At 45.3% G+C, this 13,017-nt stretch carries 14 protein-coding genes; 12 read left to right on the top strand and 2 right to left on the bottom strand.

Annotated elements, in window-relative coordinates:
* Positions 1–12 precede the first annotated feature (12 nt).
* A complete protein-coding gene (gene ezrA, locus MHB72_RS16325; protein WP_216919786.1) occupies positions 13–1,707 on the top strand; it encodes a septation ring formation regulator EzrA in 1,695 nt (564 codons plus the stop codon).
* A 107-nt stretch (positions 1,708–1,814) separates the two neighbouring features.
* On the opposite strand, the gene brnQ is transcribed toward ezrA, so the two are convergent.
* Entirely contained in the window at positions 1,815–3,152 is a 1,338-nt protein-coding gene (gene brnQ / locus MHB72_RS16320) for a branched-chain amino acid transport system II carrier protein (RefSeq protein WP_020452590.1), read from the bottom strand.
* Between the two features lie 194 nt (positions 3,153–3,346).
* Between brnQ and MHB72_RS16315 the strand changes: the two genes are divergently transcribed.
* The 6 genes from MHB72_RS16315 (at position 3,347) to MHB72_RS16290 (ending at position 8,471) form a co-directional block, all read left to right on the top strand.
* Entirely contained in the window at positions 3,347–4,492 is a 1,146-nt protein-coding gene (locus MHB72_RS16315) for a cysteine desulfurase family protein (protein WP_020452589.1), read from the top strand.
* 7 nt (positions 4,493–4,499) lie between these two features.
* Complete coding sequence (gene thiI, locus MHB72_RS16310; RefSeq protein WP_023855502.1) at positions 4,500–5,705, top strand: tRNA uracil 4-sulfurtransferase ThiI; 1,206 nt, start codon at positions 4,500–4,502, stop codon at positions 5,703–5,705.
* 111 nt (positions 5,706–5,816) lie between these two features.
* Positions 5,817–6,029 (top strand): alpha/beta-type small acid-soluble spore protein, encoded by a 213-nt coding sequence (locus tag MHB72_RS16305; RefSeq protein WP_003184396.1) that lies wholly within the window; start codon positions 5,817–5,819, stop codon positions 6,027–6,029.
* 133 nt (positions 6,030–6,162) lie between these two features.
* Positions 6,163–7,761, top strand: coding sequence for an acyl-CoA synthetase MbcS (mbcS, locus tag MHB72_RS16300; RefSeq protein WP_254122036.1), 1,599 nt, complete (start codon positions 6,163–6,165; stop codon positions 7,759–7,761).
* A gap of 25 nt (positions 7,762–7,786) precedes the next feature.
* On the top strand, positions 7,787–8,215 hold the full coding sequence (locus tag MHB72_RS16295; RefSeq protein WP_216919789.1) for a MarR family winged helix-turn-helix transcriptional regulator: 429 nt from the start codon (positions 7,787–7,789) through the stop codon (positions 8,213–8,215).
* Between the two features lie 124 nt (positions 8,216–8,339).
* Positions 8,340–8,471 (top strand): hypothetical protein, encoded by a 132-nt coding sequence (locus MHB72_RS16290; protein WP_261378146.1) that lies wholly within the window; start codon positions 8,340–8,342, stop codon positions 8,469–8,471.
* A gap of 17 nt (positions 8,472–8,488) precedes the next feature.
* Here the strand turns inward: MHB72_RS16290 and MHB72_RS16285 are convergent, their stop codons facing one another.
* On the bottom strand, positions 8,489–9,286 hold the full coding sequence (locus tag MHB72_RS16285; RefSeq protein WP_216919791.1) for an NAD kinase: 798 nt from the start codon (positions 9,284–9,286) through the stop codon (positions 8,489–8,491).
* Between the two features lie 193 nt (positions 9,287–9,479).
* Between MHB72_RS16285 and sppA the strand changes: the two genes are divergently transcribed.
* From sppA to tpx, 5 genes are all read left to right on the top strand, one after another.
* Positions 9,480–10,487: a signal peptide peptidase SppA gene (gene sppA, locus MHB72_RS16280; RefSeq protein ID WP_026579077.1), complete on the top strand. Its 1,008-nt coding sequence runs from the start codon at positions 9,480–9,482 to the stop codon at positions 10,485–10,487.
* A gap of 15 nt (positions 10,488–10,502) precedes the next feature.
* Positions 10,503–11,021 carry an RDD family protein gene (locus MHB72_RS16275; protein ID WP_020452583.1) on the top strand — a complete coding sequence of 173 codons (519 nt, stop codon included), beginning with the start codon at positions 10,503–10,505 and terminating at the stop codon, positions 11,019–11,021.
* A gap of 120 nt (positions 11,022–11,141) precedes the next feature.
* On the top strand, positions 11,142–11,825 hold the full coding sequence (locus MHB72_RS16270; RefSeq protein WP_020452582.1) for a DUF2953 domain-containing protein: 684 nt from the start codon (positions 11,142–11,144) through the stop codon (positions 11,823–11,825).
* Positions 11,826–11,837: 12 nt separating this feature from the next.
* Positions 11,838–12,296, top strand: coding sequence for a GerW family sporulation protein (gene ytfJ, locus MHB72_RS16265; protein WP_020452581.1), 459 nt, complete (start codon positions 11,838–11,840; stop codon positions 12,294–12,296).
* Between the two features lie 137 nt (positions 12,297–12,433).
* Positions 12,434–12,937, top strand: coding sequence for a thiol peroxidase (gene tpx / locus MHB72_RS16260; RefSeq protein ID WP_023855499.1), 504 nt, complete (start codon positions 12,434–12,436; stop codon positions 12,935–12,937).
* Positions 12,938–13,017: the final 80 nt, after the last annotated feature.

The raw sequence follows: 13,017 nt of genomic DNA, 5'->3' as shown, positions 1-13,017 counted from the left end.
AGGGGGCTCATTATGGAGTTTGTCATTGGCTTACTGGCGTTATTTTTAATCTTATTCGCTACGGGCTACTTATTCAGAAAAAATATATATAAAGAGATCGACCGTTTAGAAGCTTGGAAAATCGAAATCATGAACCGATCGATCGTGGAAGAGATGTCAAAAATCAAGCATCTGAAAATGACGGGGCAGACTGAGGAATTCTTTGAAAGGTGGCGCCGGGAATGGGATGAAATCGTCACCTCGCATATGCCCAAAGTCGAAGAGCTTCTGTTTGAAGCCGAGGATTGCGCCGACAAATACCGTTTTCAAAAATCGAAACAGGTGCTCGCGCATATTGAGAATCTTTTATCAGCGGCTGAATCCAACATTGAAGACATCTTAAAGGAAATCGCCGATCTTGTCTCGAGCGAAGAGCAGAACCGCAAAGAAATCGAAGAGGTAAAAGAACGGTATACAAAAGTGCGGAAAAACCTTTTGGCATACAGTCACCTGTACGGAGACCTCTATGAGAAAATTGAAACCGACCTCGATACCGTGTGGGAAGGCATTAAACAGTTTGAAGAGGAAACAGAAGGCGGAAATTATATAGAAGCCAGAAAGGTGCTGCTCGCCCAAGACCGTTTGCTTGAAGAGCTTCAATCATACATAGACGATGTGCCGAAACTGCTTGCAAGCTGCAAGCAGACCGTTCCGCAGGAACTCGCCAAATTGAAAGCCGGCTATCAGGAAATGATCGATAAAGGGTACAAGCTCGATCATATTCAAGTGGAGAAGGAGCTCGAAAACCTTTTGAAAGAATTGAAGCGTGCTGAAGGTGCGCTTTTGGACGAACTTGATTTAGAAGAAGCCGCCGCAATCGTGCAGATGATTGATGAAACGATCCAGACGCTGTATAACCAGCTGGAGCATGAAGTCGAAGCAGGGCAGGAAATTTTGGGGAAAGTGCCTGAGCTTGCCGCTGCATTGGAAAAGCTTGAAGCCTCCAAAAAGGATACCGAAGCTGAAACCGAACTCGTCAAGAAAGGCTACAGACTGACAACCGGAGAACTGGAGAAACAGCAGTCATACGAAAAGCGCCTTGAAATGATCGAAAAGCAGTTCGAACAAGTGAAAGAAAGGCTTGATCAGAAACATGTCGCCTACTCGCTGTTAAAGGAAGAGCTTGCGGATATCGAAAAGCAGATGGAAGCCGCTCAACGGGAGCATGACGAATACAGGGACATGCTGCAAATGCTGAGAAAAGAAGAGCTTCAGGCAAGAGAGCTTCTCAAGCAATTAAAGCAGACGATCAAGGATACGGCTCGGAGCCTGGAGAAAAGCAATGTTCCAGGGATTCCGGAAGCCATAACCGAAAAGATCCGGCAGTCGCAGACGACTGTGCAGAAAGTGACAGAACAGCTGAATGAGCTGCCGCTGAACATGGATGCGGTGAACGAACGCCTTCAAGAGGCGGAACAGCTTGTCACAGAAGTGAAAACAAAGACGGATGAACTGGTTGAAATGGTTTTGCTGATCGAACGCATCATCCAATATGGCAACCGCTTCAGAAGCCAGGACCGGATTCTTTCCGAACAGCTCAAAGAAGCAGAAAAAAGTTTTTATGCATATCAGTATGAAGAGGCTTACGACATTGCCGCCAGAGCGGTCGAAAAAGCATCGCCGGGAGCAGTTGCCCGGCTTGCAGCGGACGCGAAGCAGCCTGAATAGAGCAAAAACCCGGCACGTGAAAAGGCGTGTCGGGTTTTTTTGTCTATAGCTGCAATGAAAAATAAAAAAACCGGCCCTGTTTAAAAACAGAGCCGGTTTTTCAAAGATCAGCTGACTTTCTTTAATTTGTCTTTCGGCGAAGCGATGAAAAATGTCACAATGTAACCGATCACCGCGCCGATAACAGCCGGAATGACCCAGCCGACACCCATGCTGAACAGCGGGATGTTCGCTTTTAAGATATCGTTTACCGGACCCAGCGGAATTTTCGCCGCGTTTAATCCGTCGATGATGCTTAAAATTCCAGTCGGGATAAGGGCACCGATATAGACTTCGCGTCGTTCAGCAAACAGCTTGTCAATGAAAGAGAGCAAAACGACGACGATCGCAAGCGGATAAATCGCCGACAGAATCGGAACTGAAAACGAGATGATTTCTGTCAGTCCGAAATTGGCAATCACAAGGCTGAAAAGCGTCACGATGATGACAACAGCTTTGTAAGAGAGCTTCGGAATCAGCTTTGAAAAATACTCTCCGCAAGAGGAAACGAGTCCGACGCTCGTCGTCAGGCAGGCGAACAAGATCGCGATACCGAGCACGGCATTTCCAAGCGAGCCGAATAAATACGCGGAAGCTTTGGACAATATTTCGCCGCCGTTGTTGAGCGAACCGACGGTTTCAACACTTGTCGCCCCTAAATAAGCGAGAGAAACATAAACGAGTCCGAGACCGACTGCAGCGACGATCCCCGCTTTGATGCATGAAGCGGCGATTGACTTTGGATTTGTAACGCCGCGGTCTTTAATCGCGGTAATAACGACAATTCCAAATACGATTGAAGCGATCGCATCCATCGTTTTATATCCTTCTAAAAATCCGACAAACAGAGGTGCGGATTGATAGGCCTCTGTCACAGAGCCGATGCTGCCCATCGGGGTGATAAACGCTTTGATGACTAATATTGCGATTACAGTCAATAATATCGGTGTTAAAATTTTACCGATGCGGTCAACAAGCTTGCTTGGGTTTAAAGCCAGGAAATAAGTGATTCCGAAAAATATCAGGGTAAAGATAAACAGATAAAGACTTGATGAATGTTTCCCTAAAAACGGCTCCACCGCTATCACGTATGAAACATTTCCTGTCCTCGGAATAGCAAACAAAGGTCCGATCGTCAAATAAATGCTGACGATTAATATCGTGCCGAAGACCGGATGGGCTTTGTCAGCTAGGCCTTTTGCACTCCCTTTTAGAGCAACCGCGATGACGCCGAGCAGCGGAAGACCGACGCCTGTCAGCAAGAATCCGATGATAGCCGGCCAAACATTCTCTCCGGCAGCTTGACCGAGCTGGGGAGGAAAAATCATATTTCCCGCTCCGAAAAAGAGGGCGAACAGCATAAGTCCAATCGCCGTCGTTTCCTTAGCGGATAGTGAAGTTTTCATTAAAAAGAACCTCCTGGTTTGTTGTTTAAATTTTCTGTCAATTTATTTTCGTGATATAATATGACAAAAGTCCAAAGACTATTATATTTTAAAAATCAGAGAAGTCAAACATTTATTTTTAATTTTCAATTACAAGTTGATATGATAACATATACAGTCATGAAAAAGAACGTTCATTTTTAAAGGAGTAGATCATGATTTATCTTGATAATAGTTCAACAACAAAACCATATCCTGAATTATTACAAATTTATGAACAAGTAAATCAGCGCTTCTTCGGCAACCCGTCGTCACTGCACCGCCACGGCATTGAAGCGGATCAATTGCTTTCAGAAGCGCGGAAACAGATCAAAACGGCGCTTTCGCTAAAAAGTCATGATATCGTGTTTACGTCCGGGGCTTCAGAAGCCAACAACATGGCGCTGAAAGGCATTGCTTTGGCACATATGCAAAAAGGAAAACATATTATTGCTTCCTCCATTGAACACCCGTCTGTGACGGAATCTTTGGAGCAGCTGAAGACAGCCTTCGGCTTTGAGGTTACATATCTTCCTGTCGACAGCCGCGGATTTGTTTCGCTTGAAGATCTGAAACAAGCGCTCCGCAAAGACACGATTCTGGTGAGCATCATGCACGTCAACAATGAAACAGGTGTCATCCAGCCTGTGGAAGACATCGGCAAAATCGTAAAAGAAAACACAAGGGCATACTTTCACGTTGATCACGTTCAAGGCATTAACAAGGTTCCGCTGGACATCTCCGGGGCGGACATTGACCTTTGTACGATATCGGGCCATAAATTTCACGGCTTAAAAGGAACAGGAGCGCTCATTCTGAACGAACGGATTTCGCTTTTTCCTTTGATTTCCGGAGGAGAACAGCAGAACAACAGGCGTGCCGGAACTGAAAATACCGCCGGCGCTGTTACGCTTGCAAAAGCGATCAATATGTCAAAACAGGATTATAACCATTATATAGAAGAAATAAAGGCGGCAAAATTGGCTTTTATCAAGGAGCTAAAAGAGCTAAAAGGTGTTATATTAAATACGCCGGAAGAAAACAGCGCGCCGCATATCATTAATTTTTCCGTGCCGGGATTGAAGGCCGAGGTCCTTTTGCATATGCTAGAAGAGCGGGGTATTTTCGTATCGACGACATCAGCATGCTCTTCAAAACAGCATAAGCCGAGCAAGGTGCTTTTAGCAATGGGAAAAGGTGAAGATGCAGCGGCAAGCAGCATCAGAATCAGTATGACATACCGGGACAATCAGGAGATTGTCGGCCCGTTTATGACGGCCTTAAAAGAAAGTTTACACAAACTAAAAGGAATTATGAGGTAGAGACACAATGAATGAAGACTATATTTTAATCAGATTTGGCGAAATTTCAACAAAAGGAAAGAACAGAAAGCTTTTTGTCGATCGCCTGAAAAGAAATATCAAAATGGTCTTGCGCGATTTCCGCAACGTCCGTTATGAGTCAACACGTGACAGAATGACTCTCGTATTAAACGGAGAAGACGCGGAAGCCGTAATGGCCCGTCTGAAAAACGTTTTCGGCATCCAATCGTTCAGTCTTGCCGTGAAGTGCCGGACAGATCTGGAAAGCATTAAAGAGACGGCGCTCGCGTCTGTTCAAGAACAATACAAGCCCGGAGATACCTTTAAAGTATCGACAAAAAGGGCTTACAAGCAGTTTGAATTAAATACAAATGAGATGAATGCCGAAATCGGCGGACACATTTTGCGCAACACCGATGATCTTACCGTTGACGTTCATTCCCCGGACATCCATTTGCGGATCGAAATTCGGGAAGATGCTACGTATTTGACATTCCGGGATGAAAAAGGTGCGGGCGGACTGCCGGTCGGAAGCGGAGGAAAAGCGATGCTTATGATATCCGGCGGAATTGACAGCCCTGTTGCCGGGTTCTATGCCATGAAGCGCGGGCTTGAGATCGAAGCTGTTCACTTTTTCAGCCCGCCATATACAAGCGAACGGGCCAAGCAAAAAGTGATTGATCTCACTAAACGCCTTACGGCTTTCGGCGGAGACATCAAGCTTCATATCGTTCCGTTTACGAAAACCCAAGAGCTCATTCAAAAGCAGATTCCCGAAAACTATTCCATGACGGCGACCAGAAGGCTGATGCTGCAGATCGCCGACAAACTGCGCGAACGACATAACGCGCTTGCCGTTTTTACAGGAGAAAGCCTCGGCCAGGTGGCAAGCCAGACGCTCGAAAGCATGTATGCCATCAACGCGGTCACGAGCACGCCGGTTTTGCGCCCTTTAATCGGCATGGATAAGACGGAAATCATCGAAAAAGCGAAGGAAATCGATACGTACGATATCAGCATACGTCCGTACGAAGACTGCTGCACGATCTTCACGCCTTCTGCGCCGAAAACGCGTCCGAAAAAAGAAAAAATCGAACACTTTGAAAGCTACACAGATTTCGAACCGCTCATCAACGAAGCTGTGGAGAACACAGAAACGATTGTTTTGAGCAGCAAAGCGGAAACGAAAGATCAATTTGCGGACTTTTTCTAAAGGAATATTCGATCAAACGCCTTTGTCTGTTTTTGCATACAATTACCAAACATTCTTTGTATGAAGTCATGTGTTTTTACACAATCTATACTCACAAGGAGGTGAGAACACATGGCTCAAAACAACAGACAAAGCAGTTCTAACCAACTATTGGTTCCTGGTGCTGCTCAAGCTATCGACCAAATGAAATTCGAAATCGCTTCTGAATTTGGCGTTAACCTTGGAGCAGAAACTACTTCTCGTGCAAACGGTTCAGTTGGAGGAGAAATCACTAAGCGTTTAGTTTCTTTCGCTCAACAGCAAATGGGTGGAACACAACAATAATTAAAATTAAAAAGCAATGGATAATGGGTGGGGTTTAATCCCCACTCTTTTTTATGTTCTGCAAAATAGGCATTTCGGAATACAATTGTATGAAAGGATTATGTATAATAAAAAGATGGCACAAGACAAGGAGATGGATGGGTTGAGAAGAGAAGATTTGATTGCGCCGGAGAAGTATAACGCGGTTGATGAAATTGAAAAATTTAAATCTTCCCGTGATAAAACCGCTTTGATCTGGGAAGATGAATCAGGACGTCAAGTGTCTTGGACTTATGAAAAATTAATTGAAAGGGCTTACAAAATCGGCAGCATATTGACCCGTTCTGGACTGAAAAAAGGTGACAAGCTTATCGTGATGATGCCGCGGATCCCGGAGACGTATGCCGTCTACATGGCCATTTTAAAAGCCGGAATGGTGGTCATCCCATGTTCCGAAATGCTCCGGGCGAAAGACTTGGATTACAGGATCAAGCATGCCGGCGTCAAAGGAGCCGTCGTATATTCAGCATTTCTTGATGCTTTTCTAGATGTTCAAGCAAAAGATGAGCTGTCGTTATTTGCCGTCGGAGAAAGCAGAGAAGGGTGGATCAACCTGCTTGAAGAAATGAATCAGGCCGTTGCCGCGGATTTTCAAGCGGCTGATACCTCTCGCGATGACATCGCATTTTTATCTTACACATCAGGCACGACCGGTCAGCCAAAAGGAGTTGTACATACACACGGCTGGGCTTATGCTCACTTAAGAACGACAGCTTCCGCATGGCTTGACATTTCAGAAGGGGATCTCGTCTGGGCAACAGCGGGGCCGGGCTGGCAAAAATGGGTATGGAGCCCGTTTTTAGCAGTGCTCGGCAGCGGTGCAGCCGGCTTTATCTATCACGGGAAATTTACGCCGGAAACGTATTTGCAGCTGATTGAGCGCCATCAAATCAATGTGCTGTGCTGTACGCCGACAGAGTATCGATTCATTGCGAAAGTCAATGATTTGTCTCGCTTTGACCTGTCTTCTCTGCACAGCGCTGTTTCGGCCGGGGAGCCGTTGAACAGGGAAGTCATTGATACATTTAAAAAGTATTTTCATATTGATGTGCGGGACGGATACGGACAAACGGAAAGCACGCTGTTGGTGGGGATTTTAAAAGGAATGAAAATCAAGCCTGGAAGCATGGGAAAACCGACGCCTGGAAACCTGGTTGATATTATAGACGGGAATGGAAAGAGCTGTCCGCCGGGCGTAACGGGCGATATCGCCGTCCACTTAAGCACGCCGGCACTCTTTAAAGAATATTACAAAGATCCAGAACGAACGCTCCGCCAAAGAAGAGGAGATTACTTTATAACAGGGGATAAGGCGCGAAAGGATGAAGACGGCTATTTCTGGTTTGAAAGCCGCAATGACGATGTGATCATCAGTTCAGGATATACAATCGGCCCGTTTGAAGTTGAAGATGCACTGATCAAGCATCCTGAGGTCAAAGAATGTGCTGTGGTGGCAAGCCCTGACGAAATCAGGGGATCGATCGTGAAAGCATATGTTGTCTTAAAGGATCGATCCCGCGGAAATGAACAACTGACAAAGGAATTGCAAAACCATGTAAAAGCCATGACGGCCCCTTATAAATATCCCCGGGAGATAGAATTCATCGAAGAACTGCCGAAAACGCCATCGGCGAAAATTAAGCGCTTTGAACTAAGACAACGGGAAATCGTTCTTAAAACAAAAGCTGAATAACCACACAAGAGGGGGGGAATATCCTTTGGGGCATGACTCACTCCGAAACATCGAGAAGGAAATCGCGCTTTTAGTCCGTCTGACGACGGCCTACAGTCCGCGGTTCGGAAGTCTGGACCGCTCGGAATATCTGCTGTTAAGCGAGCTTGATAAGCAAAGTCCTCTTGCCATCAACTCGCTGGCTGAAACCTTAATGCTGAATCTTTCGACAGCGAGCAGACAGGTTGCAGCATTGGAACGGAAAAAGCTCATCAGGCGTTTTCCCGATCCCAACAACGGCCGGATCAGCCTTGTAGAAATGACTTCGGAGGGCATTGATACTCTGAAAAAAGTGCAAAAGGCTCGCTATCATGTATACACGGAGGTTCTTCAAGACTGGACAAAAGAAGAACTGAGCACATTGGAAACTTATTTGATCAGACTGAATCAGGATTTTAAAAAGTGGAGCAAATAATCGGCTAAAGGCTGTTGGTCAGACGATCACCAGCCTTTTTCTTTTTAATCTGTTGATTTATAGAAAAAAGGATGCGTAATACAACTTGTAATACGATATATAAAAACCGGAAGGAGGAGCACTTTTGAGGCAATCCGATGTGTCGATATTAAATTCGTCCGCCAAAGTGCTTGCTGCCCGGCATGAATGCGGAAATGAAAATTTCGTGATAAACAACCGCAAAAAGGAGCAGGAAGAACATCCCGCTCTTTATTAATGAAAAGGTTTTCAAAATTATAGAAATGTGCGCCTTACTTTTTCCCAAAACGAATTGTCTTTTAATTTAATGGTTTTGATCATCTTGCCTGAGAGGCTGACTTCGACTTCTTTTACATGCATCGTACTGAAGGCTTCGTTATCAAGGCCGATGATCGGATAGTCGTTCCCGTCTTGGACGATTTTTAATGTCAGCTTTCGATCCGCACTTAAAATAAACGGAGATCCGAGCGTTCTGTATGTGTTGTTGTTCAATGAAGCGAGCTCTGTCACCTGTATGCATGGAAGCAGCGGATCAACGACGGCCCCTTCAACCGATTTGTTATACGCGGTGCTTCCGGTCGGAGTGGACACGATCATTCCGTCCCCGCGGAATGTTTCAAAGTGAAGATCATCAATATAGACGTCCATCACAAATGTTTTAATAATGCTTGAACGGATGGATACCTCATTCAGACATCGAAAGCTTGTCCCGTCAACGGTTACATCGATCAGCGGATATTTTCTGACCTCGATTTGTTCAGAGTTTGTCGCTTCAATCATTTTATCGGTATCATGTATATTAAAATCCGCATACAAATGAGCTTTCCCCTTTTTGGCCACGCCAACGTACAGGCAGTCATCCCTGAAATTCGTCTTTCGAACCGCCTGCAAAAATGTCCCGTCCCCGCCGATGCTTGCGATAATATTGGCTTCATTGTGATGGTGAACGACGCGAAATCCGTGTTCTTCTGCAAGTTGTTTCAGTTTTTTGCACTGCTCGTCGGTTTCTTCGCTTTTTTTGTAAAAGAAATAAATGTTCCGGCGGTCTGTCACAATCATTCTCCCCTTTGTCTGTTAAGTTTAGATTTTTCTGCCATCTAACATGTATGTTAAAATGACCTGTGACCCTTAGTTTACCATGTCCAAAAACTTCTTGTATATGAAGCGGCATCATACTGAACTTTTTCTCTTCATATACGTACTAAGACATGCAGCTTTTTTTATTCAAAGGAGGAGAACAGACAAAATGAATGCGAAAAGATGGATCGCACTTGTCATCGCGCTGGGCGTTTTTGCGTTATCTGCGGTGGTGAGCCTTTTGCTAGCAGTATTTGACACGATGGGGAATGACGGAAAGATGCAGTTTGGCCTTAATGACACCCAGGAAGAAACGGTGCTTGAAGAAGGAAACAGCTCAAGAAAAATCGCCGTGCTTGAAGTGAACGGAACGATTTCCGACAATGGCGGCGCTTCTGGCTTGTTCAGCTCTGAAGGCTATAACCACAGATCGTTTTTGCAAATGCTTGAAAAAGCAAAAGACGACTCTGCTGTAAAGGGCATTATTCTGCGCGTCAATTCTCCGGGTGGCGGAGTATACGAAAGCGCCGAAATACATAAGAAGCTTGAAGAGATCAAAAAAGATACGAAAAAACCGATTTACGTATCAATGGGCTCGATGGCTGCATCTGGAGGCTATTACATTTCAACGCCTGCCGACAAAATCTTTGCAGCGCCGGACACGCTGACGGGTTCACTAGGGGTCATCATGGAAAGCCTTAACTACAGCAAGCTTGCAGAAAAGCTTGGATTGAAAACGGAAACGATCAAAAGCGGTGAGTTTAAAGACATCATGTCACCGACGCGCGATATGACGAAAAAAGAAAGAGAAATCATGCAGTCAATGGTCGATGACGCGTACGAAGGATTTGTCGATGTTATAGCCGAAGGACGCAGCATGTCCGAAAATGACGTGAAAAAAATTGCCGACGGACGCGTTTATGACGGCCGCCAGGCGAAACAGAACCATCTCATTGATGAGCTCGGCTACTATGAGGATGCGGTCAAAGCGATGAAAAAAGACCACAAAAACCTTGCCGGAGCGTCTGTTGTCAGCTATGAAGAATCGGCCGGCCTTGCGTCGCTCTTTTCGATGACTGCAAATAAGATGTTTAAAAGCGAAGCCGATTTCTTAAACATTAAAGAAGCAATTTCTCAATCCGGCGCACCGAGACTCATGTATTTATACGCTAAATAGGAGGGGACCGAAAAAATGGATGTGACTTATGATGGAAAGGATCATAATGAATTATCACCGGACGCCGGTGTTTCCAGGGAAGAATCGGCCCCGCATGTAGAGCATGCATATGCCGGTTTTTGGATCAGGCTGTTTGCCTTTCTGCTTGACGGGATTGTTGTCGGCAGCATCAACAAATTAGCGGTTTCACCTGTTTTCAGCCTGCTGAATCTCCCTAAAGAATCAGGGTTTTTCACCTTTTCGCTTTATTCTTTTGTAACGGCGGCAGTATTTTTCGCTTATTTCGTCCTGATGACGAAGTATTTCGGACAGACGTTGGGCAAGATGGTATTCGGGCTGAGGGTCGTGTCGCTTGTCCCGGAAAAAGGGCTGACATGGGATGTGATCTTGTTTAGGGAGCTTATCGGCCGCTATATCAACAGTTTGTATATTACGTATCTCGTTGCTGCATTTTCGCCAAAGAAACAGGGGATTCACGATTTCTTTGCGGACACGGCGGTTATTCATGAAAAGCTGTATCGAAAAAAAGACTGAGCGTATCAAACCCGGCTGCTGAAAGACAGCCGGGTTTTTTTGCTGCCTGGAATAAGCTCCGTCTATGTTTATTTTTTCAAATTTCTTCCTATAATGATTAGTATAAGAGGAAGTGAAATCATGATTTACATATGGATTGCGGGAGTATTCCTTCTTTTGGCAGCGTTAATGATGATGAAAATCCGCATCGCGATCGAATATCTTCATACAGACGATGACGACCGGCTGACCTTTAAAGTTCGAACAGGTTTTGGGCTTCTGCGCTTCAAAAAGGAAATTCCGGTGATTAAAATCAATCAGCAGGATATGACCGTTGATGTAAAAGAACAGACGAATACGGCTCTAAAAAACGATAAAAAGAGGAGAAAAGTCGGCTATCGGGAAGTGTTCGATAATACGAAGCAAATCAAAAAATTGGTGGAACAGGTCATCAATCTGCAGCCGCTTATCCGCCGATTTATGAAGCGGATTCACATCACGAAGCTCGAATGGACCTCAGTCCTCGGCTTTCCTGATGCCGCTTTAACCGGAATCGTCACGGGAGGCGCCTGGTCTCTGAAAGCCGGCACGATGGCTCTCTTGCATCAGATTTTTTGCTTTGACAGCCAGCCGGAATACGAAGTGATTCCAGTCTTTAACAGTCGCTCCTCTAAAACGCATCTGACATGTATATTCCATTTTCGCGTTGGCCATGCTATAACCGCAGCATTTAGAATCGTGATGAACTGGAAAGGGAAAATGCGCGGCTTATTTAAGCTGCCAAAAAATCTGTCAGGTTCAACAAAGAATGATTCATCAGTATAGGAGGAATGGAATATGGCTGAACATCCAATTCAAGGTTTGATGAAAACCGCAATGGAAAATTTAAAGGAAATGATCGATGTCAATACCATTATCGGAGATCCTGTAGAAACACCTGACGGCAGCGTCATCCTAACCGTCTCCAGAGTGGGATTCGGTTTTGCGGCTGGCGGAAGCGAGTTCGGCGGAAATAAACCGGCCGAATCCAAAGCGAGCGATGGAGATCGTGAACGAAAAGAATCGAAGCTCCCGTTTGGCGGGGGAAGCGGGGGAGGCGTATCGATTACGCCGATTGCTTTTTTGATTGTCGGATCATCAGGCGTTAAAATCCTGCATTTGGATGAAAACACGCACGTCATCGATAAGATTTTAGACGCAGCCCCGCAAACGATCGAACGGATTCAGCATATGTTTAAGAAAAACGATAAGCAAAAGCAAAATATGAACCGCCAAAACCAGACGCCTCCATTTTAAAAGCTTCGGCTTTCCGGCCACAGAAGTTAACTGTTCCTGCAGCAGTTAACTTTTTTTGTCTCGGCCGGACTTAAGCTTTGCAGTTTGTCCTAAACTCTTTTATAGTAGAGTCATACATAAATGAAGGAGGAATGATGATGGCTTCAATTACATTTAAAGGAAACCCGGTGACACTGGTAGGTTCAGAAGTGAAAGTCGGAGACCAGGCGCCTGATTTCACTGTTTTGTCCAATTCGCTTGAGGAAGTCACGCTTCAAGACATTAAAGGCAAACCAGCCGTTATTTCGGTGATTCCGTCTATCGATACAGGTGTTTGTGACGCGCAGACCCGCCGCTTTAACGAAGAAGCCGCAGGCCTCGGTTCAGTGAAAGTGTATACGATCAGCGCGGATCTGCCGTTTGCACAGGCTCGCTGGTGCGGAGCAAACGGAATTGAAAATGTGGAAACATTGTCAGATCATAGGGAAATGTCTTTTGGGGAAGCATTCGGGCTTTACATTAAAGAATTGAGATTGCTTGCCCGCGCCGTATTTGTGTTAGATGAAAACGGAAAAGTCGTCTACACTGAATACGTCAGCGAAGCGACAAACCACCCGGACTATGACAAAGCCATCGAAGCTGCCAAATCACTCGTTAAGTAAATTCAACTCATAAAAGGGCTCCAGGTGATCATCTTGCCGGAGCTCTTTTCATGGCTTTGATTTTTTGATAAGGAGAGACA

This window comes from Bacillus sp. FSL K6-1284 (assembly GCF_038002625.1).
GTDB lineage: Bacteria > Bacillota > Bacilli > Bacillales > Bacillaceae > Bacillus > Bacillus paralicheniformis.
This window is presented reverse-complemented; position numbering and strand designations above follow the sequence as displayed.

Coding starts and splice junctions, on each gene's coding strand:
- thiI (WP_023855502.1), top strand. CDS start 4,500: ATGAATGAAGACTATATTTTAATCAGATTTGGCGAAATTTCAACAAAA.
- MHB72_RS16305 (WP_003184396.1), top strand. CDS start 5,817: ATGGCTCAAAACAACAGACAAAGCAGTTCTAACCAACTATTGGTTCCT.
- ezrA (WP_216919786.1), top strand. CDS start 13: ATGGAGTTTGTCATTGGCTTACTGGCGTTATTTTTAATCTTATTCGCT.
- tpx (WP_023855499.1), top strand. CDS start 12,434: ATGGCTTCAATTACATTTAAAGGAAACCCGGTGACACTGGTAGGTTCA.
- MHB72_RS16270 (WP_020452582.1), top strand. CDS start 11,142: ATGATTTACATATGGATTGCGGGAGTATTCCTTCTTTTGGCAGCGTTA.
- mbcS (WP_254122036.1), top strand. CDS start 6,163: ATGGATGGGTTGAGAAGAGAAGATTTGATTGCGCCGGAGAAGTATAAC.
- MHB72_RS16275 (WP_020452583.1), top strand. CDS start 10,503: ATGGATGTGACTTATGATGGAAAGGATCATAATGAATTATCACCGGAC.
- ytfJ (WP_020452581.1), top strand. CDS start 11,838: ATGGCTGAACATCCAATTCAAGGTTTGATGAAAACCGCAATGGAAAAT.
- brnQ (WP_020452590.1), bottom strand. CDS start 3,152: ATGAAAACTTCACTATCCGCTAAGGAAACGACGGCGATTGGACTTATG.
- sppA (WP_026579077.1), top strand. CDS start 9,480: ATGAATGCGAAAAGATGGATCGCACTTGTCATCGCGCTGGGCGTTTTT.
- MHB72_RS16315 (WP_020452589.1), top strand. CDS start 3,347: ATGATTTATCTTGATAATAGTTCAACAACAAAACCATATCCTGAATTA.